This is a genomic window from Streptomyces sp. 5K101, from assembly GCF_046506645.1.
Lineage (GTDB): Bacteria > Actinomycetota > Actinomycetes > Streptomycetales > Streptomycetaceae > Streptomyces.
Window position 1 is genome coordinate 244,412 of sequence record NZ_JBKFFO010000008.1, and the last position, 25,708, is coordinate 270,119.

General features: G+C 72.0%; 20 protein-coding genes and 1 pseudogene. 11 read left to right on the top strand and 10 right to left on the bottom strand.

From position 1 onward, the window contains the following. The first annotated feature begins 25 nt into the window (after nucleotides 1–25). A complete protein-coding gene (locus ACLB9X_RS18070; protein WP_410361401.1) occupies nucleotides 26–1,453 on the top strand; it encodes a S28 family serine protease in 1,428 nt (475 codons plus the stop codon). Nucleotides 1,454–1,511: 58 nt separating this feature from the next. Here ACLB9X_RS18070 and ACLB9X_RS18075 read toward each other — a convergent pair whose 3' ends face one another. Continuing rightward, the gene (locus ACLB9X_RS18075; protein ID WP_410361402.1) at nucleotides 1,512–3,329 is read right to left on the bottom strand and encodes a glycoside hydrolase family 3 protein; all 1,818 of its coding nucleotides are present in this window, start codon (nucleotides 3,327–3,329) and stop codon (nucleotides 1,512–1,514) included. Nucleotides 3,330–3,744: 415 nt separating this feature from the next. After that, the gene (locus ACLB9X_RS18080; protein ID WP_410361403.1) at nucleotides 3,745–4,656 is read right to left on the bottom strand and encodes a LysR family transcriptional regulator; all 912 of its coding nucleotides are present in this window, start codon (nucleotides 4,654–4,656) and stop codon (nucleotides 3,745–3,747) included. A gap of 106 nt (nucleotides 4,657–4,762) precedes the next feature. Here ACLB9X_RS18080 and ACLB9X_RS18085 point away from each other — a divergent pair, with 106 nt between their 5' ends. Next, nucleotides 4,763–5,677, top strand: coding sequence for an EamA family transporter (locus ACLB9X_RS18085; protein ID WP_410361468.1), 915 nt, complete (start codon nucleotides 4,763–4,765; stop codon nucleotides 5,675–5,677). 39 nt (nucleotides 5,678–5,716) lie between these two features. Here the strand turns inward: ACLB9X_RS18085 and ACLB9X_RS18090 are convergent, their stop codons facing one another. The 4 genes and pseudogenes from ACLB9X_RS18090 to ACLB9X_RS18105 form a co-directional block, all read right to left on the bottom strand. Then, a complete protein-coding gene (locus tag ACLB9X_RS18090) occupies nucleotides 5,717–6,328 on the bottom strand; it encodes a DUF6058 family natural product biosynthesis protein (RefSeq protein ID WP_410361404.1) in 612 nt (203 codons plus the stop codon). 86 nt (nucleotides 6,329–6,414) lie between these two features. Beyond that, nucleotides 6,415–7,191, bottom strand: coding sequence for a sugar phosphate isomerase/epimerase family protein (locus ACLB9X_RS18095; protein WP_410361405.1), 777 nt, complete (start codon nucleotides 7,189–7,191; stop codon nucleotides 6,415–6,417). Nucleotides 7,192–7,267: 76 nt separating this feature from the next. After that, a pseudogene (locus ACLB9X_RS18100) lies at nucleotides 7,268–7,602 on the bottom strand (GNAT family N-acetyltransferase); the annotation flags it as partial. Between the two features lie 181 nt (nucleotides 7,603–7,783). Then, nucleotides 7,784–8,857 (bottom strand): LacI family DNA-binding transcriptional regulator, encoded by a 1,074-nt coding sequence (locus tag ACLB9X_RS18105; protein ID WP_410361406.1) that lies wholly within the window; start codon nucleotides 8,855–8,857, stop codon nucleotides 7,784–7,786. A gap of 138 nt (nucleotides 8,858–8,995) precedes the next feature. Between ACLB9X_RS18105 and ACLB9X_RS18110 the strand changes: the two genes are divergently transcribed. From ACLB9X_RS18110 to ACLB9X_RS18130, 5 genes are all read left to right on the top strand, one after another. After that, entirely contained in the window at nucleotides 8,996–10,147 is a 1,152-nt protein-coding gene (locus tag ACLB9X_RS18110) for a Gfo/Idh/MocA family protein (RefSeq protein ID WP_410361407.1), read from the top strand. Further along, on the top strand, nucleotides 10,144–11,298 hold the full coding sequence (locus ACLB9X_RS18115) for a dihydrodipicolinate synthase family protein (RefSeq protein WP_410361408.1): 1,155 nt from the start codon (nucleotides 10,144–10,146) through the stop codon (nucleotides 11,296–11,298). The genes ACLB9X_RS18110 and ACLB9X_RS18115 overlap by 4 nt, the downstream gene beginning before the upstream one ends. Next, nucleotides 11,295–12,125 (top strand): sugar phosphate isomerase/epimerase family protein, encoded by an 831-nt coding sequence (locus ACLB9X_RS18120; protein WP_410361409.1) that lies wholly within the window; start codon nucleotides 11,295–11,297, stop codon nucleotides 12,123–12,125. The genes ACLB9X_RS18115 and ACLB9X_RS18120 overlap by 4 nt, the downstream gene beginning before the upstream one ends. Nucleotides 12,126–12,214: 89 nt before the next feature. Continuing rightward, nucleotides 12,215–14,434 (top strand): ATP-dependent RecD-like DNA helicase, encoded by a 2,220-nt coding sequence (locus tag ACLB9X_RS18125; protein ID WP_410361469.1) that lies wholly within the window; start codon nucleotides 12,215–12,217, stop codon nucleotides 14,432–14,434. A gap of 266 nt (nucleotides 14,435–14,700) precedes the next feature. Continuing rightward, nucleotides 14,701–15,990 (top strand): citrate synthase, encoded by a 1,290-nt coding sequence (locus ACLB9X_RS18130; RefSeq protein ID WP_410361410.1) that lies wholly within the window; start codon nucleotides 14,701–14,703, stop codon nucleotides 15,988–15,990. A gap of 663 nt (nucleotides 15,991–16,653) precedes the next feature. Here ACLB9X_RS18130 and ACLB9X_RS18135 read toward each other — a convergent pair. From ACLB9X_RS18135 to ACLB9X_RS18150, 4 genes are all read right to left on the bottom strand, one after another. Then, nucleotides 16,654–18,852, bottom strand: coding sequence for a heavy metal translocating P-type ATPase (locus tag ACLB9X_RS18135; protein ID WP_410361470.1), 2,199 nt, complete (start codon nucleotides 18,850–18,852; stop codon nucleotides 16,654–16,656). A 165-nt stretch (nucleotides 18,853–19,017) separates the two neighbouring features. Next, entirely contained in the window at nucleotides 19,018–19,335 is a 318-nt protein-coding gene (locus tag ACLB9X_RS18140; protein WP_410361411.1) for a heavy-metal-associated domain-containing protein, read from the bottom strand. Nucleotides 19,336–19,529: 194 nt separating this feature from the next. Continuing rightward, nucleotides 19,530–19,727 (bottom strand): helix-turn-helix transcriptional regulator, encoded by a 198-nt coding sequence (locus tag ACLB9X_RS18145; RefSeq protein ID WP_410361412.1) that lies wholly within the window; start codon nucleotides 19,725–19,727, stop codon nucleotides 19,530–19,532. 210 nt (nucleotides 19,728–19,937) lie between these two features. Then, entirely contained in the window at nucleotides 19,938–20,849 is a 912-nt protein-coding gene (locus ACLB9X_RS18150; protein WP_410361413.1) for a sugar phosphate isomerase/epimerase family protein, read from the bottom strand. A gap of 125 nt (nucleotides 20,850–20,974) precedes the next feature. Between ACLB9X_RS18150 and iolC the strand changes: the two genes are divergently transcribed. Genes iolC through iolD form a run of 4 tightly spaced genes read left to right on the top strand, consistent with a single transcriptional unit; the run spans nucleotide 20,975 to nucleotide 25,695 of the window. Further along, entirely contained in the window at nucleotides 20,975–21,970 is a 996-nt protein-coding gene (iolC, locus tag ACLB9X_RS18155) for a 5-dehydro-2-deoxygluconokinase (protein ID WP_410361414.1), read from the top strand. Then, nucleotides 21,967–22,851, top strand: a complete 885-nt coding sequence (locus tag ACLB9X_RS18160; protein WP_410361415.1) for a deoxyribose-phosphate aldolase — start codon at nucleotides 21,967–21,969, stop codon at nucleotides 22,849–22,851. The genes iolC and ACLB9X_RS18160 overlap by 4 nt, the downstream gene beginning before the upstream one ends. Nucleotides 22,852–22,867: 16 nt before the next feature. Then, nucleotides 22,868–23,827, top strand: coding sequence for a 5-deoxy-glucuronate isomerase (iolB, locus tag ACLB9X_RS18165; protein ID WP_410361416.1), 960 nt, complete (start codon nucleotides 22,868–22,870; stop codon nucleotides 23,825–23,827). Next, nucleotides 23,824–25,695, top strand: a complete 1,872-nt coding sequence (gene iolD, locus ACLB9X_RS18170; RefSeq protein WP_410361417.1) for a 3D-(3,5/4)-trihydroxycyclohexane-1,2-dione acylhydrolase (decyclizing) — start codon at nucleotides 23,824–23,826, stop codon at nucleotides 25,693–25,695. Before iolB ends, iolD begins: the two co-directional genes overlap by 4 nt. The last annotated feature ends 13 nt before the right edge of the window (nucleotides 25,696–25,708 follow it).

The window sequence follows — 25,708 nt, forward strand, 5'->3', positions numbered from 1 at the left end:
AGGGGAGATCTTCAGGGGAGGGTGAATGCGCAAGGCGCTCAGATGGCTGCTGTCGCTCGTGGTGCTCATAGGCACCGTGAGCGCGGCCGGAGCGACGGCCGGTGCGGCGACCGCCGCCGAGCCGACGGCCGGCACGGACATCAAGGACCGGATTCTGGCGATCCGGGGCATGAGTCTCATCGAGGAGAAGCCGTACCCGGGTTACCGGTTCTTCGTCCTCAACTACACACAGCCGGTCGACCACCGGCACCCGGGCAAGGGCACCTTCGAGCAGCGGATCACCCTGCTGCACAAGGACACCAGCCGCCCCACCGTCTTCTTCACCTCCGGCTACAACGTGTCCACCACGCCGCGCCGCAGTGAGCCGACGACCATTGTCGACGGCAACCAGGTCTCTCTGGAGTACCGTTTCTTCACGCCGTCGCGGCCCGCTCCCGCGGACTGGTCCACGCTGGACATCTGGCAGGCCGCCAGCGACCAGCACCGGGTCTTCGCCGCGCTGAAGAAGATCTACACCAAGAAGTGGCTGTCCACCGGCGGCTCCAAGGGCGGCATGACCGCCACGTACTACGAGCGCCACTACCCGCGTGACATGGACGGCGTCGTCGCCTACGTCGCGCCCAACGACGTCGTCAACAAAGAGGACAGCGCCTACGACCGCTTCTTCGAGAACGTCGGCACCAAGGAGTGCCGCGACAGGCTGAACGCCGTGCAGCGCGAGGCCCTCGTGCGCCGTGAGCCGATGGCGGCCCTGTACGAGAAGTACGCGGCGGACAGGGGCTACACCTTCGACACCGTCGGCGGCCTGGACCGCGCCTTCGAGGCCGTGGTGCTCGACTACGTGTGGGCCTTCTGGCAGTACAGCCTGCTCGCCGACTGCGACTCGATCCCGGCCGCGGCCACCGCCACGGACCAGGAGATCTGGGACAGCATCGAGGCGATCTCGGGCTTCTCCGCCTACGCGGACCAGGGTCTTTCGACCTACACGCCGTACTATTACCAGGCGGGCACCGAGCTCGGCTCTCCCGACATCAAGCAGCCGCACCTCGACGGCCTGAGCCGCTACGGCTACCAGCCGCCGCGGAACTTCGTGCCGCGTGACATCCCCATGCGGTTCAAGCCGTGGGTGATGAGGGACGTCGACTCCTGGGTGCGCCACAACGCCACCCGGATGATGTTCGTCAACGGCCAGAACGACCCGTGGAGCGCGGAACCGTTCCGTCTCGGCCACGGCGCGCGTGACAGCTACGTCTACACCGCGCCGGGCGCCAACCACGGTGCGAGTGTCGCCCGTCTCGCCGCCGACGAGAAGGCGAAGGCCACGGCCGCCATCCTGAGGTGGGCGGGCGTCGCCCCGGCCGCCGTCCAGGAGGACCCGACGAAGGCCAGGCCGCTCGCGAAGGCGGACGCCAAGCTCGACAAGAGGGACACGGAGCACACCCTGCGCCCGTGACGCCTGTGCAAGAGAAGGGGCTGTGTCCGCGGTACGGCGGACACAGCCCCTTCGCGCGTCAGCTGTACGAGAGCCCGTGGCCGATCGGGAACAGCACCCGGGACGGGTCGTCGGCGCGCTGGACCGGGACCGGCAGCCGGCCCCGCGGGTCGGCCGCGCCCGCGATGACCCGGGCGACGGCGCGGAGTTCGACGTCGGTCCACGAGTAGCTCGCGAGCGCCGCCTGCACCCCGGCGAGCCGGGCGATGTCGTACGGATTGCGGATCGCCAGCGCGACGACCGGGACCCCCGTGGCGACCAGCCGGTCCACCAGCGTGCGCTGCGAGCTCGCCGCTGTGACGTTGTAGGTGCCCACGACCACGACGTCCTTGCCCCGCGCCGCTGCCACCGCCTCGTCGATCCTGGCGCTGCTGGGGGCGATGCCCGTGGACAGGGAGCTCGCCCGGAAGCCCAGCTCGGTGAAGGCACCGGCCAGCACGGTCGTCGGCGGGCCCGTCGTGCCGCTGGGAGAGGCCGGGTCGGCACCGACGACCAGCAGGTTCGGCCGGCTGCGGCGGCTGAGCGGCAGCAGGCCGTCCGGGTTGGCCAGCAGGGTGGTGGTCCCCTCGGCGATCCGGTCGGCGGCCGCCAGGTGCGGGGCCGTGCCCACGACACGGTCCACGCCCCGGTGGGTGACGAACGGGTCGCGGAACAGCCCGAGTTTGTCCTTGAGCAGCAGAATCCGCAGGATCGATTCCTCGATGCGGGCGACACTCAGCTCGCCGCTCCTGACCGCGCCCAGCACGCCGTGCCAGGCGACCGCCAGATCCGGCGGGTTGAGCAGCTGGTCCACACCCGCGAGCAGCGCGAGCACCGGCACCCGGTGGTCGCCGTACTTCTCCCGCACGCCCTGCATGTTGAGCGCATCCGTCACGACGACGCCGTCGTAGCCGAGCTCCTCGCGGAGGATGCCGGTGAGGATGGGGCGGGAGAGCGTCGCCGGGTCGTTGCTCGGGTCCAGCGCGGGGAACTGGATGTGGGCCGTCATGATCGAGTCGATCCCGGCGTCGATCGCCGCCCGGAAGGGCGGGGCGTCGATCCGCTCCCACTCCTCACGGGTGTGGGTGATGACCGGGATGCCGGTGTGGCTGTCCACCGTGGTGTCCCCGTGGCCCGGGAAGTGCTTGGCGGTCGCCGCGATGCCCGCGGCCTGATAGCCCGTCACCTGGGCGGCGGCCATGTGGGCGACGGCGGCCGGGTCGGCGCCGAAGGACCGCACGCCGATGACCGGGTTGGCCGGGTTCACGTTCACGTCGGCGACGGGCGCGTAGTTCTGCACGATACCCATGGCGGCGAGCTCGGTCCCGGCGATGTGCGCGGCGGCGCGGGCCGCGGACCGTGAGCCGCCGGCCCCGAGCGCCATCGCGCCCGGCATCAGCGTGGCCGGCTTGCCGACGCGGGCGACGATCCCGTGCTCCTGGTCGGTGGAGATCAGCAGCGGCACGGGCGTGGGCTGGGCGAGCCCGGCGCGCTGGATCCCGTTCGACAGGTCCGCGATCTGGTGCGCGTCGCGGGTGTTGTGCGCCCAGGCGAAGTAGATGATGCCGCCGACGTGGTACCGGGCGACGAGCTCGGCGGCCGTGCGGACCCCGATCTCCTTCAGGTTGGCGTCGATGTCGGCCTGGTCGGGGGCGGTGGCGGAGTGCCCGTAGACGCGCATCACGAAGAGCTGGCCGACCTTCTCCTCCAGGCTCATCCGGGAGATGAGGCGCTTGAGGCGGTCTCGGGTGCCACGGGCGGCGGGCGACGCGACGGCGGGCGACGCCACCGCCGCCGTCCCGGCGGCGACCGCCGTCGCGGTGAGGAGGGTGCGTCTGGAGAGGTTCCGGTCGTGCACTGGTGCTCCTTCCGGCCTTGCTCGACAAGGGAGTTGCCCAAGGGAGGTTGAAGGAAACTTCCAAGGTGCCACGGATATCCGGAAAGTAACTGCCAGGTCAAGGCTCCGCGCAGAACCGGCACGAATGACTGCCGCCAGAGGGCCCTTGGGCGCCGGGCCCGTCACCTCGGTGAGGGTGGTGCGTGCCGCGGGGTGGGGCCGACCGCGTCGTAGCCGTACCGCATCGGAGGTCGGGCCGGCCCGTGCAGTGTGGCGCGACCGCGGGGCGGGCCGGGCCCGGTCGTACCCGTACCTGGGCCGCCGGCGCGGCGTGGCGCGGCCCCACTCGCCGTACGCGCACCCGTACCCGTCCCGCACGCGTCGGACGGTGCGGGGACTCGCGCGGGCCGGTGGCCCGACGCATCGGGGGTGACCCCTATGCCCGGGCGGCGACCTGCGGCCACAGCCGCTTCAGCGTGCGGACGGTCTCCGTGATCGCCGGCCGTCGGGCCGCTCCCGCACGCCACAGCGCGCGGAGCCGGCGGCTCGGCGCCGGATCCAGTCCGACGACCGCGACCTCCGGCGGCAGCGGCCCGCGGCCCAGCCGCGGGACCAGCGCGATGCCGAGCCCGGCGGAGACGAGGGCGACCTGCGTGTGGTACTCCTCGGCCTGATGCGCGATCAGCGGCTCGTGGCCGGCGGCCCGCAGGGTGCGCATCAGCCAGTCGTGGCAGACCGTGCCCGGTGGCTGCGTGATCCACCGCTCGCCGCCGAGGTCCTCACGCCGTACGGACTTCTCGCCGGCCATCGGGTGATCCGCCGGGACGAGCACGTCGCACAGGTCGTCGCCGATGACGGCCTGCTCCACGCCGGGCGGGGCCGGCATCGGGGCGATGTCCCAGTCGTGCGCCACGGCCAGGTCGATGGCGCCGCGGGCGACGAGGTCGACCGACAGATGCGGATCGAGCTCCTGCAGCCGCGCGTCCAGAGCGGGGTGGCGGCGGGCGAGATCGGCGAGCACGAGGGGCATCAGGCCACGCGCCGCGCTGGCGAAACAGGCGATGGCGAGCTGCCCCGACGGCACACCGCGCTGCTCCTCGAGGCGCACCTCCGCCTCCTCGACGAGGGACAGCAACTGCTGGGCAATCGCCGCCAGTTGCCGCGCCTCGTCGGTCAGCCGCACGCCGCGCCCCTGCCGCTCCAGCAGCGTCGTACGGGTCTCCCGCTCCAGTTTGGCGATCTGCTGGGAGACGGCGGAGGGCGTGTAGCCGAGCGCCGCGGCGGCGGCGCCGACCGTGCCGTGGACGGAGACGGCGTGCAGGGCGCGCAGTCGGCCGAGATCGAGCACGGCGCATCCTTTCGTAAGCAGTGCTTCATCCAACCATGAAGAAATCCGCGCTGGTCCTGCACAGTGCCTGGCGGTGATGCTCGATGCCATGCCTCCCGCCCGTGTCATGCCGCCCGCTCACATCACCCTCGCCGCCCTGGTCGCCGCCGTCTGGGGCGTCAACTTCGTCGTCATCGAGATCGGCCTCGACCACTTCCCGCCGCTGCTCTTCTCCGCACTGCGCTTCCTCGCGGCGGCCCTGCCCGCGGTCTTCTTCGTCGGCCGCCCCAAAGTCGCCTGGAAGTGGATCGTCGGAGTGGGGCTGGTACTGGGTGTGGCCAAGTTCGGCCTGCTCTTCACGGGCATGGACCTGGGATCACCGGCCGGTCTGTCGTCGCTGGTCCTGCAGGTGCAGGCGGTCTTCACGGCCCTGTTCGCCTTCGTGGCCCTCGGTGAACGGCCCGGTCCCGTACGGGCCGTCGGCATGGCCGTCGCCCTCGGCGGCATCGCGGTCGCGGCGGTCGACGAGGGCACGTCCGGCCCGCTGCTGGGCTTTCTGCTGTGCATCGCCGCGGCGGCCTGCTGGGGCGTCTCCAACGTCATGACCCGCAAGGCGTCCCCTCCCGATGCCCTGAACTTCATGGTGTGGGTGAGCCTCGTCCCGATCCTTCCGCTGCTCGGCCTCTCCCTGCTCACGGAAGGCGTGGGCCGCGACATGGCGGCGCTCCGCTCCCTGGACTGGACGGGCGTCGGCGTCGTGATCTACGTCGCCTGGATCACCACGATCTTCGGCTTCGGGGCCTGGGGTTACCTGATGCGCCATCACCCCGCTTCCTCGGTCGCGCCCTTCTCCTTGCTGGTCCCGGTGTTCGGCATGTCGTCGGCGGCCCTGTTCCTCGACGAGTCGATCAGCCCCTTGCGCTGGTGCGCGGCGGCGCTGCTCGTGGCCGGGGTGGCCCTGACGTCGCTGCCCGGCGGCCGCAAGGCGGGGCAGGCGAGCCGGGAGGCGGAGCCGGAGCCGGCCGCGGCCGGCCGGACCTGAGAGTCAAGGTGCTCACCCCCGACCCCGAGAGCCCCTGGCTCACGCTCCCGTGGCGATGGCCGCTCCGGGGCGCGGGTAGCGTGACCGCATCGCGTCGATGCATGTGTCACGTGAGGTGGGGCCGCCGAAGCGGAGGCGGTCGTAGCTCGTGAACGCCGGCACCAGCGCGTCCAGTTCGTCGATCAGCTCGTGCAGCCGAGCCGTCCACGCGGCCGAGCCCGCGTCCGGCTCGGACGGAGCCGCCGTGATGGCCGCCGTCAGGTACTCCTTGCGCCGGATCGTGGCCGGACTCACCTCGTGCAGGCACACGTACTGCCCGCTCAGGTACGCCTCCCACTCGCGCCGTCCCGTTCCCTCGTCCGCCCAGTGCGCCGTGAACCACTCCTCCAGCCGCTCCGGCCCGCCGGCCAGCTCCGCCAGTGCGAACAGGTCCCTGGGGACCATCGCCACGCCGTCGGAGCGCAGGTAGCCGGGCAGCGGCAGCAGGCCGGCGAGCATCATCAGCCGCACAGCGCCGGGGTCGTAGCCCTCGGTCGCGCACACCTCCTCCAACACCGCGAACTGGGCAGTGACGTACGCGTCGTCCGCGGGCGTCATCGGATGGTCGCCGTTGACGCGGCGGAAGCGTTCGGCCAGTTCCTGCTCGTACATGGGACCTCGTTCCTTCGGTCGGACGCCGTCCCCACATGCTGGCCGCTCATCCGTTCGGCCCCGGCCGAACCGTCCCCGCCGCCCCCTCAGGCCAGTCCCTCCAGATGCTCCCGGCCCGCCGCGAGCAGCCCCGGCAGCTCGGCCGCCGCCTCGTACCAGCGCTTCTCGTACTCCCAGCACACCCAGCCGTCCGGGTCCGCCAAGGACAGGCACTCGGCGAGCGGGAGCACGCCGGCGCCGAGCGGGAGAGGCGTCAGGTCGTCGCGCGAGGCCACGTCCTTGACCTGGAGGTAGCCGAGGAAGGGGCTCAGACCGGCGTGCGTCGTCCGGGGCTCCTCGCCGCCCAACCACGGGTGCATCACGTCCCACAGCGCGCCCGCGTGCTTGTGGCCGACGGTGCCGAGGACACGTGAGACATCGGCGCCCGTGCGGTGCGAGTCGTGCGTCTCCAGCAGGATCCGCACGCCCGCGCTCGCCGCGGTCTCCGCGGCCGCGCCCAGCCGCCGCGCCGCGGTCGCGTCGGCCTCCGCCGGGTCCTGGTCGCCGCCCCCCGGGAACACCCGGACGAACGCGGCCCCCAGGTCGCCGGCCAGGCGGACCAGCCGGTCCAGCTCCTGCAGGACGGGACGGTCGTCACCCGGCGCCGCGACCCGCGCATACCCCGCGACGGTCAGGATCTCGACACCCGCCTGCCCGAACTCCTTCACCACCGCCTGCCGTTCGGGCGTGGTGAGGCCCAGGTGCACCGGCTCCTCGGGGTGCGTGCGCAGCTCCACGCCCCGGTATCCGGTCGTGGCGGCGAGCGCGGCCACGTCCGCGACGGGCATGCCGGGCACGCCGAGGGTCGAGAAGGCGAACTTCATCGGGTCGGTCCTTCCTGCAGGGGCGGTTCGTGCAGGGGCAGGGCCGCCACCAGTCCTGGCCGACCAGCTCCGCCCCCTACGAGCGATGTGGTTTCTCCGCGACGAGCGTGAAGCCGGTGCGCTGGTATATCCGGCGGGCGCCGTGCAGCACGTCGTTCGTCCACAACACCATGTCCCGATACCCCTCCTCGCGCGCGAAATCCACGGCCGTGCGCACCAGCCGGTCGCCCGGCCCGTGCCCGCGGGCCTCCGGCTCGACGAGCAGCAGCCGCAGCCGCGTGGTGGCCGGGGCGTCGTCCCGCACGCACATCACGGACCCCACCGGGCGGCCGTCCAGCTCGGCTGTCCACACCCGCTCCCGGCTCGGGTCGTGCCTTGCGCGAAGTCGGCGACGATCTTCGCGACGAGGCCCGCGCGAGTCACGGGGCGCGCGCCCACCGCAGCCGCGCGCCCTGTGCCCAGGGCTCGCCCGCGCCGGGTCGCGCCCGACACCGCCGCGCCGCCCGCGCCCCCACACGCACGTCGCCGCCAGTCAGAATCCGCGGCCCCCGCAGCCCGTCAGACCCCGCTCGCCGCCCGCTCGCCGCCGCCCTCAGCCCCGCCCCGGCCGGGCCGTCGAGTCGCGCACCATCAGTTCCGCCGCTATCGTCGCGATGCCTCCCGGCGGCGGCGCCTCGTTCCCCATTGCCAGCCGCCCCGCCCGCGCCCCCGCCTCGAACAGCGGCAGTCGCACCGTCGTCAGCGCGGGCACCGCGTCGATCGAGAACGGCAGGTCGTCGAAGCCCGCCACCGAGATGTCGTCGGGGATGCGCAGCCCCTGGTCGCGCAGCGCCGCGCAGGCGCCCAGCGCCACCGTGTCGTTCGCGGCCACCACGGCCGTCAACCCGGGCTCCCGCCGCAGCAGTTCGAGCGTGGCGTCGTATCCCGACTGCCGGTCGTACGGTCCGTGCACCGTCAGCCGGTCCTGTTCGGCGTCCGAGCCGGCCACCCCCGCCGCGGCCATCGCCGCACGGTGCCCCTCCAGCCGGTGCCGGGTCGTCGTGCGCTCCTCGGGCCCGGCGACGTAGCCGATCCGCCGGTGACCGAGCGAGATCAGATGCTCGGTGAGGCGCCGCCCGCCGCCCCGGTTGTCGAAGGCGAGAGCCGCGAGGACCGCGTCGCTGCCCGGCAGCGGGGGCCGCCCGCAGAGCACCACGCGCGTCCCGGCGTCCGCCATCCTCGTCAGCTTGGCGCTCATCGTCGCGATGTGCGCCGGGTCCTCGATCGCCCCGCCGGTCAGGATCACCGCCGCGGCCCGCTGGCGCTGGAGGAGCGTCAGGTAGGTCAGTTCACGTTCCGGGGAGCCGCCCGTGTTGCACACCACGGCCAGTTTCTCGCCCCCGGCCCGCCCCGAGCCCTCCTTTCCGCCGATCTCCGTCTGGGCCGCCCCGGCCATGATCCCGAAGAACGGGTCGGCGATGTCGTTGACGAGGATGCCGACCAGGTCCGAGGTCGCGGCGGCGAGCGAGCTCGCCGGGCCGTTCAGCACGTAGTCCAGTTCGTCGACCGCTCGCAGGACCCGTTCCCGGGTCGATGCCGCGACCGGGTAATTGCCGTTCAACACGCGGGAGACGGTCGCCGGGGACACCCGGGCGCGCGCCGCCACATCCGCCAGGGTGACTGTCATCGCTTTCCTCCGCAGGAGATGGACCGGCCCCCTTGTCCGGGCCGCTGTCGGCAGGCTAGCTTCATACCGCGTAGAAAGCGCTTGCTACGCCCATATCGGGGATCTCGGGAAAACCGAGGGGAACAGGGAGGTACCTTCGTGACACGCAGGCCAGTGCGGATCGCCATGAACGGGGTCACCGGACGGATGGGCTACCGCCAGCACCTGGTGCGTTCCCTCCTCGCGATCCGCGAGCAGGGCGGTCTCGACCTCGGGGACGGCAACATCCTGTGGCCCGAGCCCGTCCTCGTCGGCCGCCGCGAGCACGCGCTGCGCGCCATCGCCGACCGGCACGGACTGACGGAGATCTCCACCGACCTCGACGCCGTACTCGCCGACGACACGATCGACGTCTACTTCGACGCGCAGGTCACCTCCGCCCGGGTCGAGGCGCTGAAGAAGGCCGTCGCCGCCGGCAAGCACGTCTACACGGAGAAGCCCACCGCCACCGACCTCGCGGGCGCACTCGACCTGGCGCGTCTCGCCACCGCAGCGGGCATCAAGCACGGCGTGGTCCAGGACAAGATCTTCCTGCCGGGCCTGCTGAAGCTGAAGCGCCTGATCGACGGCGGCTTCTTCGGCGAGATCCTGTCCGTGCGCGGCGAGTTCGGCTACTGGGTCTTCGAGGGCGACTGGCAGGAGGCACAGCGCCCCAGCTGGAACTACCGCGCCGAGGACGGCGGCGGCATCGTCGTCGACATGTTCCCGCACTGGGAGTACGTGCTGCACGAGCTGTTCGGCCGGGTCACCTCGGTCACCGTGCAGGTCGCCACGCACATCCCGCGGCGCTGGGACGAGGACGGCAAGCCGTACGAGGCGACCGCCGACGACGCCGCGTACGGCATCTTCGGGCTGGAGGGCGGCGCGATCGCCCAGATCAACTCCTCCTGGGCGGTCCGCGTCAACCGGGACGAGCTGGTCGAGTTCCAGGTCGACGGCACCCACGGGTCGGCCGTCGCGGGCCTGCGCAACTGCCGGGTCCAGCACCGTTCCGGCACGCCGAAGCCGGTGTGGAACCCGGACCTGCCCGTCACCGAGTCCTTCCGCGACCAGTGGCAGGAGATCCCGGACAACGCCGAGTTCGACAACGGCTTCAAGGCCCAGTGGGAGCTGTTCCTGCGCCATGTCGCGCTGGACGAGCCGTACCACTGGGACCTGCTGGCCGGCGCGCGCGGCGTGCAGCTCGCCGAACTCGGCCTGCGCAGCAACGCCGAGGGCCGCCGCCTGGACGTCCCGGAGCTGTCCCTGTGACGATCCGACTCCCGCGCACCGACGGCACGACCCGCGCCTACGAACCCCGCGCGGAGCCGCTGACCTTCACCACGGGCGCGCCCCTCACCTCCCGTACGGTCTTCTCCGCCGCCCACGTGGTGGCCGACCCGTACGCCGACACCACCCCCGACTCACCCGCCGCCGTCGACTGGGACGCCACCCTCGCCTTCCGCCGCCACCTGTGGTCGCACGGGCTCGGCGTCGCGGAGGCGATGGACACCGCGCAGCGCGGCATGGGCCTGGACTGGGCGGGCGCGGCCGAACTGATCCGCCGCTCGGCGGCCGAGGCGAAGGCGGTCGGCGGCACGATCGCGTGCGGCGTGGGCACGGACCGGCTGACCGGGCCCGCGACGCTCGACGAGGTCCGCGCGGCGTACGAGGAACAGCTCGCCCTCGTCGAGTCCACCGGCGCACAGGCGATCCTGATGGCGTCCCGCGCCCTCGCGGCCGCCGCCTCCTCGCCGGACGACTACGTCACCGTCTGCACGCACCTGCTGCGCCAGGCCTCCGAGCCGGTCGTCCTGCACTGGTTGGGGCCCATGTTCGACCCGGCCCTGGAGGGCTACTGGGGCTCCTCCGACCTGGACACCGCCACGTCGGTCTTCCTCGACGTGATCGCCGCCCACCCGGACAAGGTCGACGGCATCAAGGTCTCGTTGCTGGACGCGCGGCGCGAGGTCGACCTGCGCCGCCGCCTGCCGCGGGGCGTGCGCTGCTACACGGGTGACGACTTCCACTACCCGGAACTGATCGCCGGTGACGAACAGGGTTTCAGCCACGCGCTGCTCGGCATCTTCGACCCGCTGGGCCCGCTGGCGGCGGCGGCGGTACGCGTCCTGGACACGGGCGACACCGCGGGCTTCCGCAAACTCCTCGACCCGACGGTCGAGCTGTCCCGCCACCTCTTCCAGCCGCCGACGCGCTTCTACAAGACGGGCGTCGTGTTCCTCGCCTGGCTGGCCGGCCACCAGTCGCACTTCTCGATGGTCGGCGGCCTCCAGTCCGCGCGCTCGCTGCCGCACCTGGCACGCGCGTACGAACTCGCCGACGGGCTGGGCCTGTTCCCCGACCCGGCGCTGGCGGAGTCCCGCATGAAGTCCCTGCTGACGGTCTACGGAGTCCCCCAGTGAACGCTCTCTCCCGCGTCAGCATCAACCAGATGACGGTCAAGCAGCTGACCCTGCCCTCGCTCGTCGAGTCCTGCGTCCGCCTGGGCGTGCCGGCCGTCGGCCTGTGGCGCGAACCGGTCGCCGACTACGGCCTGGAGGCGACGGCGAAGCTGGTACGCGACGCGGGCCTGACGGTCACGTCCCTGTGCCGCGGCGGCTTCCTGACCGCACGGGACCCGGACGCACGCGCGCGTGCCCTGGACGACAACCGCGCGGCGATCGACGAGGCGGCCGCGCTGGGCACGGACACCCTGGTCCTGGTCTCGGGCGGCCTCCCGCCGGGCAGCCGCGACCTGGTCGCGGCGCGCGAACGGATCGCCGACGCGCTCTCGGCACTGGCCCCCTACGCCGTTGAACGCGGCGTCCGCCTGGCGATCGAGCCGCTCCACCCGATGTACGCGGCGGACCGCTGCGTGGTCTCCACCCTGACCCAGGCACTGGACCTCGCGGAACGCTTCCCGGCGTCGCAGGTGGGCGTGGTCGTGGACACGTACCACATCTGGTGGGACGACCGGGCCCCCGCCGAGGTCGCCCGCGCGGGCGCACAGGGCCGCATCCACTCCTTCCAGCTCGCGGACTGGGTCACGCCGTTGCCCGCGGACGTCCTGACCGGCCGCGGCCAACTCGGCGACGGCGCGATCGACATGCGCGCATGGCGCGAACGCGTGGAGGCGACGGGCTGGACGGGCTGCATCGAGGTGGAGCTGTTCAACGAGGGGCTGTGGGCGCGGGACGGCGTGGAAGTGCTGGAGGAGACGGCGGAGAGGTTCGCGAGGGAGGTGTTCTGAAGCGTCGGCCGCGCAGCGCTTGCACTTGTCCACAGGCCTCCCGCGCTGTCCGACCCCGGCGATAACGTCGGAGCATGTCCCAACAGGTCATGCCTCGCCTCGCCGTCCTCGAAGGCGTTCTCGAGCGGATCACGTACGCCAACGAGGAAAACGGCTACACGGTCGCGCGCGTCGACACCGGGCGCGGGGGCGGTGAGCTGCTCACCGTCGTCGGGTCGCTGCTCGGCGCGCAGGTCGGGGAGTCGCTGCGGATGGAGGGGCGCTGGGGCTCCCACCCGCAGTACGGCAAGCAGTTCACCGTGGAGAACTACACCACCGTCCTGCCCGCCACCGTCCAGGGCATCCGGCGCTACCTCGGCTCCGGGCTGATCAAGGGGATCGGGCCGCGCATCGCCGAGCGGATCGTCGACCACTTCGGTGTGGACACGTTGGACGTCATCGAGCAGGAGCCGAAGCGGCTCATCGAGGTGCCCGGTCTCGGTCCGAAGCGGACGAAGATGATCGGGGCCGCCTGGGAGGAGCAGAAGGCCATCAAGGAGGTCATGGTCTTCCTCCAGGGCGTCGGCGTCTCCACGTCCATCGCCGTGCGCATCTACAAGAAGTACGAGGACGCCTCGATCTCCGTCGTGAAGAACCAGCCGTACCGCCTCGCCGCCGACGTGTGGGGCATCGGCTTCCTGACCGCGGACAAGATCGCGCAGGCGGTCGGCATACCGCACGACAGCCCCGAGCGGGTCAAGGCCGGCCTGCAGTACGCGCTGTCCCAGTCCACGGACCAGGGGCACTGCTTCCTGCCCGAGGAGCAGCTGATCGCGGACGCCGTGAAGCTGCTCCAGGTGGACACGGGGCTGGTCATCGACTGTCTCGCGGAGCTCGCGGCCGACGAGGAGGGGGTCGTCCGGGAGCAGGTGCCCGGACCCGACGGCGGTGAGCCGGTCACGGCCGTCTACCTGGTCCCCTTCCACCGGGCCGAGCTGTCCCTCGCGGGCCGGCTGCGCAGGCTGCTGCGCGCCGACGAGGACCGGATGCCGGCCTTCCGGGACGTCGACTGGGGCAGGGCGCTGGCCTGGCTCGCGGCGCGTACGGGTGCCGAGCTGGCGCCCGAGCAGGAGGCCGCGGTCAAGCTGGCGCTGACCAGCAGGGTCGCGGTGCTGACCGGCGGTCCGGGCTGCGGCAAGTCGTTCACGGTGCGGTCGATCGTGGAGCTGGCCCGGGCGAAGAAGGCGAAGGTCGTGCTCGCCGCGCCCACCGGCCGGGCGGCCAAGCGGCTCGCGGAGCTGACCGGGGCGGAGGCGTCGACGGTGCACCGGCTGCTGGAGCTCAAGCCGGGCGGGGACGCGGCGTACGACCAGGACCGGCCGCTGGACGCGGACCTGGTGGTCGTCGACGAGGCGTCGATGCTCGATCTGCTGCTCGCCAACAAGCTGGTCAAGGCGGTGGCGACGGGCGCGCACCTGCTGCTCGTCGGGGACGTGGACCAGCTGCCGAGCGTCGGGGCGGGAGAGGTGCTGCGGGATCTGCTCGCGGACAACGGGCCGGTGCCGAGCGTGCGGCTGACGCGCATCTTCCGGCAGGCCCAGCAGTCGGGTGTCGTCACAAACGCCCACCGGATCAACTCCGGGAAGCAGCCGGTCACCTCGGGCATGAAGGACTTCTTCCTCTTCGTGGCGGAGGAGACGGAGGACGCGGGGAGGCTGACCGTGGACGTGGCGGCACGGCGGATTCCGGCCAAGTTCGGGCTCGACCCGCGGCGCGACGTGCAGGTCCTCGCCCCGATGCACCGCGGTCCGGCCGGCGCGGGCACGCTCAACGGACTGTTGCAGCAGGCCATCACCCCGGCCCGGCCGGACCTGCCGGAGAAGCGCTTCGGCGGGCGCGTGTTCCGCGTGGGCGACAAGGTGACCCAGATCCGGAACAACTACGACAAGGGGCGCAACGGCGTCTTCAACGGCACGGTCGGGGTCGTCACCTCGCTCAACACCGACGACCAGCGGCTGACCGTGCTCACGGACGAGGACGAGGAGGTGCCGTACGACTTCGACGAGCTGGACGAGCTGGCCCACGCGTACGCGGTCACGATCCACCGCTCGCAGGGCAGCGAGTACCCGGCCGTGGTGATCCCGGTCACCACCGGGGCCTGGATGATGCTCCAGCGGAACCTGCTCTACACGGCCGTCACGCGGGCCAGGAAACTGGTCGTGCTGGTCGGCTCCCGCAAGGCGATAGGACAGGCCGTGCGGACCGTTTCCGCAGGCAGGCGCTTCACGGCGCTGGACCACCGGCTGGCGGGCGGGCAGTCGACCGGCTGAGCCGGTGGCATCCGTCGAGCGGGCCGGGCGGCGGTTCGGGACCCCCGCTCGGCGGGAAGGTGCCGGGAAGGGTGGGAAACACCACCCTGCCCCCGTCCCGGCTTTCAGAACCAGGGCGAAGGGGGCAAGATGAGCAGGTTGACGGCACTGAGTGCCGCCATTGGACCCAATGGTCGACCCCGAGTGCACTCTCCTGAGCCAAATGGGGGATGGTAGAGACAGTCAGGGCACCTCGAAGTAGAGGCACTACGTCGGTGAGGGATGACGTGAGCGACAACTCTGTAGTACTGCGGTACGCGGACGGTGAATACACCTACCCGGTGGTCGAGAGCACCGTCGGTGACAAGGGCTTCGACATCGGGAAGCTCCGAGCCCAGACCGGTCTGGTGACCCTGGACAGTGGATACGGCAATACCGCCGCCTACAAATCCGCGATCACCTACCTCGACGGCGAGCAGGGCATTCTGCGCTACCGCGGCTACCCGATCGAGCAGCTGGCCGAGCGCTCCACCTTCCTCGAAGTCGCGTACCTGCTGATCAACGGTGAGCTTCCCACGGTCGACCAGCTCGCGGGGTTCAAGGGTGAGATCACGCAGCACACCCTGCTGCACGAGGACGTCAAGCGGTTCTTCGACGGCTTCCCGCGCGACGCGCACCCGATGGCCATGCTGTCCTCCGTGGTCAGCGCGCTGTCGACGTTCTACCAGGACAGCCACAACCCGTTCGACGAGAAGCAGCGCCACCTGTCCACGATCCGGCTGCTGGCCAAGCTGCCGACGATCGCGGCCTACGCGTACAAGAAGTCGATCGGCCACCCCTTCGTCTACCCGCGCAACGACCTCGGGTACGTCGAGAACTTCCTGCGCATGACCTTCTCGGTCCCCGCCCAGGAGTACGAGCTGGACCCGGTCGTCGTCTCCGCGCTCGACAAGCTGCTGATCCTGCACGCGGACCACGAGCAGAACTGCTCCACCTCGACGGTGCGCCTCGTCGGCTCCTCGCAGGCGAACATGTTCGCCTCGATCTCCGCCGGCATCAGCGCCCTGTGGGGCCCGCTGCACGGTGGCGCCAACCAGTCGGTCCTGGAGATGCTCGAGGGCATCCAGGCGGGCGGCGGCGACGTCGACTCCTTCATCCGCAAGGTGAAGAACAAGGAGGACGGCGTCCGCCTGATGGGCTTCGGCCACCGCGTCTACAAGAGCTTCGACCCCCGGGCGAAGATCATCAAGGCGGCGGCGCACGACGTCCTCTCGGCCCTCGGCAAGTCCGACGAGCTGCTGGACATCGCCCTGAAGCTGGAGGAGCACGCGCTCTCCGACGAGTACTTCGTCTCGCGCAACCTCTACCCGAACGTGGACTTCTACACGGGTCTGATCTACCGCGCGATGGGCTTCCCGACGGAGATGTTCACCGTGCTCTTCGCTCTCGGCCGGCTTCCGGGCTGGATCGCCCAGTGGCACGAGATGATCAAGGAGCCCGGTTCCCGTATCGGCCGTCCGCGCCAGATCTACACGGGCGAGGTCCTGCGCGACTTCGTCCCGGTCGAGTCCCGCTAGGCGCGCCGAAGGCGCGCGCATACCGGGTCGCCCCCGACCCGGCCCCTCCCTGGGCCCGGCCCCGCCCCTCCCGGGGCCCGGCCCCGCCCCGGCCGGTGGGCTGCGCCCCGGCTGAGGTCCGGTGGGGCTTGCGCCCCGTTCCATGGCCCCACACGGCCGGCTCTGGTCGAGGCGGGCGGGGCTGCGGCCCCGGGCCCGGGCCCTTCCCGGCCCGCCGGTGGACGACCGGCCGGGCGGGGTGGCCCCGGGGGTGGCGAATGGCGTCGGCGAACCTCAGCGGGCGCCCCCCAGGTGAGCGAGCCGCCAGGCGGCAAGCGTGGCACGCGCGGAAAGCGCCCCGCTGCCGATCCCCCCACGGGTCGGCGACGGGGCGCTTCCCATATCCCCGAGCGGATTCCCCCCACGGGATCCGGCCGGGCGTCTGCTGGGCAGCAGAAGCTCTCGCGCGCTCTGCCGGGGTACGTACGTACGGGAGGGCCGCTCAAAGCTCCCCGGGCACGTGCCCCGGCCAACGCTTGCCTGGAACGTCCCCCAAGACATTCCATGAACGTCCCCCAAGACGTTCTCGGCATCGCCCACTTAGACTCGCGAGGAGCCTTAATGGTTACCCCCAAATATCTGTGATCTAGGTCTCCTTGTGAAGGTCTTGTGACCTGTTTGTAGTCACGAGAAGGAGCGCAGGCGCAGGCTGTTGGTCACCACAAATACGGACGAAAAGGCCATGGCAAAACCCGCGATCATGGGGTTGAGCAGGCCGAATGCCGCCAGAGGCAGGGCCGCGACGTTGTAGCCGAAGGCCCAGTAAAGATTCCCTTTGATCGTCGCCAGAGTCCGACGGGCGAGACGGATCGCGTCCGCGGCGACCCGCAGATCGCCCCGCACCAGGGTCAGGTCCCCGGCCTCGATCGCCGCGTCCGTGCCGGTGCCCATGGCGAGGCCCAGATCGGCGGTCGCGAGCGCCGCGGCGTCGTTCACCCCGTCGCCGACCATCGCGACCGTACGGCCCTCGGCCCGCAGCCGTTCGACGACCCGCACCTTCTTCTCGGGCAGGACCTCCGCGTACACCTTGTCCACGCCCACCTCGGCGGCCACCGCCTCCGCCACGGTCCGCCCGTCGCCGGTCAGCAGTACCGGGGTGAGCCCGAGGGCCCGCAGGTCCCGTACCGCCTCGGCGCTGGTCTCCTTCACCGCGTCGGCGACCGTGAGCACCCCGAGCGCCTTGCCGTCCCGGGCGGCGTAGACGGCGGTACGGCCCGGTTCGCCGGCCGCGGCCGTCACGAGCGCCTCGGGCAGCTCCACGCCCGCGTCCCGCAGCAGCGCCGCGCGCCCGACGAGCACCTCGTGGCCCTCGACCGTCCCGCGGACGCCGAGGCCCGGGACGTTCGCGAACGCCCCGGCGGCGGGCAGCGGGCCGATGCGCGCCTCGGCGCCCTCGGCGACGGCGCGCGCGATCGGGTGCTCGGAGGCGTGTTCCAACGCGCCCGCGAAGCGCAGCAGTTCCGCCGCGTCGGCGGTTTCGGCGGGGTGCACGCCCTGAAGGGTCATCCGGCCGGTGGTGACCGTTCCGGTCTTGTCCAGGACGACCGTGTCGATCCTGCGGGTCGACTCCAGGACCTCGGGCCCCTTGATGAGGATGCCGAGCTGCGCGCCCCGGCCGGTGCCCACCATGAGGGCCGTCGGGGTGGCGAGGCCGAGCGCGCAGGGGCACGCGATGATCAGGACCGCGACGGCGGCGGTGAACGCGGCGGTCGCGTCGTCGGTCACGAGCAGCCAGACCACGAGCGTCGTCAGCGCGATCAGCAGCACGACGGGCACGAAGACCGCCGACACCCGGTCGGCGAGACGCTGGACCTCCGCCTTGCCGTTCTGCGCGTCCTCGACGAGCTTCGCCATGCGGGCGAGGCGGGTGTCGCCGCCGACACGGGTGGCCTCGACGACGACGCGGCCCGAGGTGTTGAGGGTGGCGCCGGTGACCTCGTCGCCCGCGGTCACGTCCACCGGCAGGGACTCGCCGGTCAGCATCGAGACGTCCACGGCCGACGCGCCCTCGACGACCGTGCCGTCGGTGGCGATCTTCTCCCCGGGCCGTACGACGAAACGGTCGCCCACCGTCAGGCGGTCGACCGGCACGCGCACCTCCGTGCCGTTCCGCAGTACGGCCACGTCCTTGGCGCCCAGCTCCATCAGCGCGCGCAGGGCCGCGCCCGCCCGGCGCTTGGAGCGGGCCTCCAGCCAGCGGCCGAGCAGGAGGAACGTGATCACACCCGCGGCCACTTCGAGATAGATCGCCGAGCTTCCGTCCGTGCGGGAGACCGTCGGGTCGAAGGTGTGGCGCATGCCCGGCATGCCCGCGTGCCCGAAGAACAGCGCCCACACGGACCAGCCGAACGCGGCCAGTGTGCCGGTGGACACCAGCGTGTCCATGGTGGCCGTGCCGTGCCGGAGGTTCGTCCAGGCGGCGCGGTGGAAGGGCAGTCCGCCCCAGACGACGACGGGAGCGGCGAGGGTGAGCGAGAGCCACTGCCAGTTGTCGAACTGCAGCGTGCCGATCATCGACATGAGGACGACAGGCGTGGAGAGGGCGGCGGAGACGGCGAGGCGCTGCCACCAGGCACGCTGCTCCCGGTCTGCCCCCGCTCCGTTCTCGGCTACCGACGGCGTTTCCTCCGGTTCGCGGGCCGGAGGCGGCGGTTCTGCGGCGGTGTAGCCGGTCTTGACCACGGTCGCGATGAGGTCCGCGACCGGCATGTCCGGCGGGTAGCTGACATGGGCCTTCTCGGTCGCGTAATTGACCGTGGCGCTCACGCCGTCCATGCGGTTGAGTTTCTTCTCGACGCGGGCCGCGCAGGAGGCGCAGGTCATCCCGCCGATGGTGAGCTCCACCTGGGCTGTTTCCACGTTCGGGACTCCCTGCGTACCGGGGCCGGGCCTTACCCGACCAGTATCGGACTGATCGGGACGGGCCCGGCCCCGGTACCTACGGAGCGATGCGCCGGCGGCTCCCGGCGCGCTCGGTCGGCGTGGCCGTCAGGCCCGGCCGACCAGCTCGTAGCCCGCCTCGTCGACGGCGGCGCGCACGGCGGCCTCGTCGAGCGGCGCCTCGGAGACCACGGTCACCGTGCCGGTGGCCGCGACGGCCTTCACCGAGCTGACCCCCGGGATCTCGGAGATCTCGCTGCTGACTGCGCCCTCGCAGTGCCCGCAGGTCATGCCGGAGACCTGGTAGACCGTGGTGACACCGGCGGCCGGTGCGTCCGCCCCGGTGTCGTGGCAGGAGCCGTCGGCCGAGCAGCAGGAACCGGAGCCCTGGACGGTCTCGATCTCGATCTTCGTCTCGGCGGTCATCGCGTTCTCCTCCTGAGCGGAACGTACGAGTGCATGATGCGCCAGGGGCCCGCGGGAACGCCGAGGCGTCCTGACGTCACCACTCTATACCCCTAGGGGGTATGAATGCGAACAACGATGCGGCGACAACGCACCGAGGAGAGGGTGCTTCCGGCCGGGAACCGTACGCGGCTCCGCGTCCGCTGCCCGGTGCCTCACCTTCTGCGGCCTCTGTTCGCCGGTCTGTTGGCCACCCAGCGGCGGATGGTGTCGGCGAACCAGTAGGGCCTGCCGGCCTCCATGTGGTCGGGAGGCGGAAGAAGGCGGTGCTTGCGGTACGAGCGGACCGTGTCCGTCTGCACCTTGATGTGCGCGGCGATGTCCTTGTAGGACCAGAGCTTTCTGTCCGTCATGTGTCCGGCACCTCCCTGCGCGCGCAGCGGCTGCGGGCGGGGTGCCGTCGGGGGAGCTGCCGCGGGCGCCGGCGATCACTGAGCCTTTGCCCTGTGAACGACGGCGGAGGAAGGCGGGGCAGGGCTGTCGACGACCTGTGACGCAATGCCCGCGTCATGGCGACATGTGTGATCAGGCGGCGACAACCGTGACAGATGTGCAGCAGGTGCTCAGACGCCGCAGGACCGCAGGAACGCGCGCGTGCGTCGGGCGATCGGGAAGGGCTTGTCCGGCGGACAGGGGTACATGTCCTGTTCGACGATGGCGAAGAGTGCGACGCCGAGAGCAGAGGCCGCGTTCAGAACGGGCTCCAGAGCGGGCACGCCCGTGGGGGGTTCGCACATGACGCCGCGGCCGACCGCCGGGCCGAACGGCACCTCGTCCGCCAGGACGTGGGCGAGGACCGCGGGGTCGACCTGCTTGAGGTGGAGGTAGCCGATCCGCTCGCCGTACGTCTCGATGAGCTTCACGCTGTCGCCGCCGCAGTAGGCGTAATGGCCGGTGTCCAGGCACAGGGAGACGAGGCCGGGGTCGGTCGCGTCGAGGAAGCGGCTGACGTTCTCCTCCGTGTCGATGTGGGTGTCCGCGTGCGGATGGACGACGATCCTCAGCCCGTAGCGTTCGCGCACCTCGCGGCCGAGGCGTTCGCTCTGGGTGGTGAGATCGCGCCACTGCTGCGGGGTCAGCGTGCGGTCCTCCAGCACCCGGCCCGTCTTGTCGTCGCGCCAGAACGAGGGGATGACGACCAGGTGTTCCGCGCCCATGGCCCGGGTGAGCGCGGCGATGTCCGAGACATGGGCCCAGGTCTGCTCCCAGACGGCGGGGCCGTGGTGCAGTCCGGTGAACACGGTGCCGGCCGAGACCTTCAGCCCCCTGCGGGCGGTCTCCTCGGTGAGCCGTGCGGGGTCGCTCGGGAGGTAGCCGTAAGGGCCGAGCTCGATCCATTCGTACCCGGCCCGCGCGACCTCGTCGAGGAAGCGCTGCCAGGGGACCTGTTGGGGATCGTCGGGGAACCACACCCCCCATGAGTCGGGGGCCGAGCCGACCCGGATGCGGTTCAGGGCGGGGACGGAGGAGGTCATGCCGGTCAGCTTTCCGGCCGCCGGAGAAGGGTGTCAAGGCTTGGTCCGAATGTCCGGACAAAACATTGACAGGGTCGTGGGGGGAGGGCTAGACCTGAGGGCACCCCCTGACCGAAGGGACGCGCATGTCTTTGCCGTACGACGTGATCACGATGGGCCGGATCGGGGTGGACCTCTATCCACTGCGTACCGGCGTCCCGTTGGCGCAGGTCGACACGTTCGGGAAGTTCCTCGGCGGCTCGGCGGCGAACGTCGCGGTGGCGGCGGCCAGGCTCGGCCGGCGGACGGCCGTGATCACCCGGACCGGGCAGGACCCCTTCGGCGCGTACCTGCACCAGGCGCTGCGGGAGTTCGGTGTGGACGACCGGTGGGTGACGCCGGTCGAGGAGTATCCGACGCCGGTCACCTTTTGCGAGGTGTTCCCGCCCGACGACTTCCCTCTCTACTTCTACCGGCAGCCCAAGGCGCCCGATCTGGAGATCCGGGAGAGCGAGCTGGAGCCGGAGCCGCTCCGGGCGGCGCGCGTCTTCTGGATGACCGGCACGGGACTGTGCGCGGAGCCCAGCCGGACGGCGACGCTGGCCGCGCTCGCGCACCGGGCGAAGTCGGGGACGACCGTGTTCGATCTCGACTGGCGGCCGATGTTCTGGACGGACCCGCAGTCGGCCGGACCGCATTACGCGAAGGCACTCGCCCTCGCGACCGTCGCCGTCGGCAACCTGAAGGAGTGCGAGATCGCGACCGGCGAGCGCGAGCCGGAAGCGGCCGCCGAGGCGCTGCTGGCCGCCGGCGTCGAGCTCGCCGTGGTCAAGCAGGGCCCCAAGGGCGTGCTCGCCGTGCACCGGGACGGCACCCGCGCCGAGGTCCCGCCCGTGCCCGTGGACGTGGTCAACGGCCTGGGGGCGGGGGACGCGTTCGGCGGGGCCCTGTGCCACGGGCTCCTCGCGGGCTGGGAGTTGGACCGCGTGACGCGCTTCGCCAACGCGGCCGGAGCGGTGGTCGCCGCGCGCCTCGCCTGCTCGACGGCCATGCCGTACGAGGAGGAGGTCGAGCAGGTCCTCGCGGGCGGGCCCGTCCCCCCGGACCCCAGCCGCCCCGGCCGGGCGCGGGAGGCGTCGTGACCCGCGTCGACATCGGCGAACTCGTCGGGATCCGGACCCGGCACCCGGAGGCCGTCGCCGAGGCCGCCATGCGGCGGCGCAGACGCAGGCGTCTCGTCGGCGACAGCGGACGGCTGATGATCATCGCGGCCGACCACCCCGCCCGCGGCGCCTTCGCCGTCGGCGACCGCCCGCTCGCCATGGCCAACCGGCTCGACCTGCTGGAGCGGCTCTGCCTCGCCCTGACGCATCCCGGCGTCGACGGTGTCCTCGCCACCTCCGACATCCTCGACGACCTGCTGCTCCTCGGCGCGCTCGACGACAAGGTCGTCATGGGCTCCATGAACCGCGGCGGGCTCGCGGGCGCGTCGTTCGAGCTAGACGACCGGTTCACCGGCTATCGCGCCCGCGATCTGGACCGGCTCGGCTTCGACGCGGGGAAGCTGCTGATGCGCATCGACTACGACGACCCGGCCTCGCTCGACACCCTGGCCGCGGCCGCCCGCGTGGTCGACGAGATGGCCGAGCGTCAGCTTCCCGTCTTCGTGGAGCCGTTCATCTGTCACCGGATCGACGGCCGGCTGCGCAACGATCTCGGAGCCGAGGCCGTGACCCGCTCCATCGCCATCGCCTCCGGGCTGGCCGGCACCTCCGCGTACACCTGGCTCAAGGTGCCCGTCACCGAGGACCCCGACGACATGCGGTCCGTGATGGAGACCTCCACCCTCCCCGCGGTGCTGCTCGGCGGCGACGCGGGCAAGGACCAGGACGGGGCGTACGAGAGGTGGCGGGCGGCACTGCAACTGCCCACGGTCCAAGGGCTCGTGGCCGGCCGCGCGCTGCTCTATCCGGCCGACGGCGACGTGACGGGCGCGGTCGACACGGCCGTGGGCCTGCTGTAGGGGGTACGGAGAAGGCATGAGCCACGACCAACCGCACCAGGGCACACCCCACGAGGGCGTACCGGACACCGGCGCCGCACCGCGCAACGGCACACCGGGCGCCGGTACACCGGGCTACGCCGCACCGCGCAACGGCACACCGCGCGGCGATGGGCCGCCGGCCGGCAAGCTGCCCGGCCTGCACGTCCCCGCGGGCAGCGCCGCCCTCGGACCGTACGCCGTGAGCATCACCCCCGAGCAGGCCGGCTGGGGCTACTCCCAGCTGCGCGTACTGGAGCTGGAGCCGGGCGGATCCCATCTGCTCACCACCGGCGACAGCGAGTGGATCGTGCTTCCTCTCAGCGGCGGTTGCACGGTGCAGACGCAGGACGAGATCTTTGAACTGCAGGGGCGGGATGGCGTGTTCGGCGGAGTGAGCGACTTCGCGTACGTGCCGAGAGACGCCCATGCCCAGATCGCCTCCGGCGCGGGAGGCCGCTTCGCCCTGGCAGGAGCGAGGTGCGAGCGCCGACTCCCCGCTCGCTACGGCCCCGCGCCGGAGGTACCCGTCGAGGCCCGCGGCAGCGGGATCCAGGCCCGTGAGGTGCGCAACTTCGCGGCGGCCGGCGCGTTCGCCTGCGACCGGCTGATCGCGGTCGAGGTCCTCACCCCGGGCGGCAACTGGTCCTCCTACCCGCCGCACAAGCACGACGAGCGCGTCCCCGGCGAGGAGAGCGAGCTCGAGGAGATCTACTACTTCGAGATCGACGGCGGCGGCGTCGGCTTCCAGCGCGTGTCGCCCTCGCGGCCGGGCGGCGCCGACGTGCTCGCCGAGGTCCGCAGCGGCGACGCGGTCCTCGTCCCCGACGGCTGGCACGGGCCGTCCGTCGCGGAGCCGGGCCACGCCATGTACTACCTCAACGTGATGGCGGGACCGGGCACCGAGAGGGAATGGCTGATCCGCTTCCACCCCGACCACGCGGAGGGTTACCGATGACGCGGCTGACCACGGCCCAGGCCCTGGTGCGCTTCCTGTCCCACCAGTACACCGAGCGCGACGGCCGCCGCCGGCGGCTGATCGCCGCCACCTGGGGCATCTTCGGACACGGCAACGTGGCGGGCATCGGCCAGGCCCTGGTCGAGTCCGCCGCGGACATGCCCTTCGTCCAGGGCCGCAACGAGCAGTCCATGGTGCACGCCGCCGTCGGCTACGCCCGCCAGTCCCGCAGGCTGTCCGCGCACGCGGTCACCACGTCCATCGGCCCCGGCGCCACGAACCTGGTCACCGGTGCCGCGCTCGCCACCGTCAACCACCTGCCCGTCCTCCTGCTGCCCGGCGACGTCTTCGCCACCCGGCCGGCCGACCCCGTGCTCCAGCAGCTCGAAGTGCCGTACGCCGGTGATGTGTCGGTCAACGACTGCCTGCGCCCCGTCTCCCGCTGGTTCGACCGCGTCACCCGCCCCGAGGCCCTGATCCCGGCCGCGCTCCAGGCGATGCGCGTCCTCAGCGACCCCGCGCAGACCGGCGCGGTCACGCTCGCGCTGCCGCAGGACGTGCAGGCCGAGGCGTACGACTGGCCGGAGGAGTTCTTCGCCGACCGGGTGTGGCACGTGCGCCGCCCCCGCCCCGACGCGGACGCCCTCGCGCAGGCCGCGGACGCGGTGCGCCGGGCACGGCGGCCGCTGATCGTCGCGGGCGGCGGCGTCCGCCACAGCGAGGCCGAGGAGGCGCTGCGCGCACTCGCCGACGCCACCGGCATCCCCGTCGCCTCCACCCAGGCGGGCAAGGGCTCGCTGCCCCACGACCACCCCTGCGACATCGGCGGCATCGGCCACACCGGCACCGCCACCGCCGACGACCTGGCCCGCACCGCCGACCTGGTGATCGGCGTCGGCACCCGCTGGACCGACTTCACCACCGCGTCCTCGACCCTCTTCGCCGCCCCGGACGTCCGCTTCGTCAACATCTCCGTCGCCGCCTTCGACGCCCACAAGATGTCCGGCCTCGCGCTCGTCGCCGACGCCCGCACCGCCCTCGGCGAGCTGGCCGCCGCCCTCGCGGGCCACCGCGTGGACGCGGCGTACGAGAAGGAGTACGGGCGCGGCAAGGAGCGCTGGGAGCACCGGGTCGACGCCGCGTACGCGGCCGGCGACGAGGACGCGGCGCCCACCCAGCCCCAGGTGCTCGGCGCGCTGGACGCCCTGGTGACCGGGGACGACATCCTGATCAACGCCGCCGGCTCCCTCCCGGGCGACCTGCACAAACTGTGGCGCGCGCGCTCCGCCGACCAGTACCACGTCGAGTACGGCTACTCCTGCATGGGCTACGAGATCCCGGCCGCGATCGGCGTGGCGATGGCCGCACCGGGACGCCCGGTCTGGGCCCTGGTCGGCGACGGCACGTACCTGATGAACCCCACCGAGATCGTCACCGCCGTGCAGGAGGGCGTCCCGATCCGGATGGTGATCCTGCAGAACCACGGGTACGCGTCCATCGGAGGTCTGTCCGAGGCGGTCGGCGCGGAGCGCTTCGGCACGGACTACCGGCAGCGGACCGGCCCCGGCCGTACGTACACCGGACCGCCGCTGCCCGTCGACCTGGCGGCGAACGCGCAGTCGCTGGGCATGCGGGTGATCCGCGCCAGGACGGTGCGTGACCTGCGCGAAGCGCTGGCCGAGGCTCGGGCGGCGGACGCCCCCACATGTGTCTACGTGGAGACCGGAACGGCAGACACTGTGTCGGGCCCGCCCGAGGCACAGGCGTGGTGGGATGTTCCGGTGGCCGAGACCGCGACCCGCCCGTCGGCGGCCTCGGCCCGGGAGGAGTACGACCGGCAAGTCGCATCCCGACGCCGCCATCTCTGAAGGAGTTTCTCGC

Bases quoted from the DNA above. Each gene is read 5' to 3' on its own strand.
- ACLB9X_RS18070 (WP_410361401.1), top strand. From the start codon at position 26: ATGCGCAAGGCGCTCAGATGGCTGCTGTCGCTCGTGGTGCTCATAGGC.
- ACLB9X_RS18085 (WP_410361468.1), top strand. From the start codon at position 4,763: ATGCCGCCCGCTCACATCACCCTCGCCGCCCTGGTCGCCGCCGTCTGG.
- ACLB9X_RS18090 (WP_410361404.1), bottom strand. From the start codon at position 6,328: ATGTACGAGCAGGAACTGGCCGAACGCTTCCGCCGCGTCAACGGCGAC.
- ACLB9X_RS18095 (WP_410361405.1), bottom strand. From the start codon at position 7,191: ATGAAGTTCGCCTTCTCGACCCTCGGCGTGCCCGGCATGCCCGTCGCG.
- ACLB9X_RS18105 (WP_410361406.1), bottom strand. From the start codon at position 8,857: ATGACAGTCACCCTGGCGGATGTGGCGGCGCGCGCCCGGGTGTCCCCG.
- ACLB9X_RS18125 (WP_410361469.1), top strand. From the start codon at position 12,215: ATGCCTCGCCTCGCCGTCCTCGAAGGCGTTCTCGAGCGGATCACGTAC.
- ACLB9X_RS18135 (WP_410361470.1), bottom strand. From the start codon at position 18,852: ATGACCTGCGCCTCCTGCGCGGCCCGCGTCGAGAAGAAACTCAACCGC.
- ACLB9X_RS18140 (WP_410361411.1), bottom strand. From the start codon at position 19,335: ATGACCGCCGAGACGAAGATCGAGATCGAGACCGTCCAGGGCTCCGGT.
- ACLB9X_RS18145 (WP_410361412.1), bottom strand. From the start codon at position 19,727: ATGACGGACAGAAAGCTCTGGTCCTACAAGGACATCGCCGCGCACATC.
- ACLB9X_RS18150 (WP_410361413.1), bottom strand. From the start codon at position 20,849: ATGACCTCCTCCGTCCCCGCCCTGAACCGCATCCGGGTCGGCTCGGCC.
- iolC (WP_410361414.1), top strand. From the start codon at position 20,975: ATGTCTTTGCCGTACGACGTGATCACGATGGGCCGGATCGGGGTGGAC.
- iolB (WP_410361416.1), top strand. From the start codon at position 22,868: ATGAGCCACGACCAACCGCACCAGGGCACACCCCACGAGGGCGTACCG.
- iolD (WP_410361417.1), top strand. From the start codon at position 23,824: ATGACGCGGCTGACCACGGCCCAGGCCCTGGTGCGCTTCCTGTCCCAC.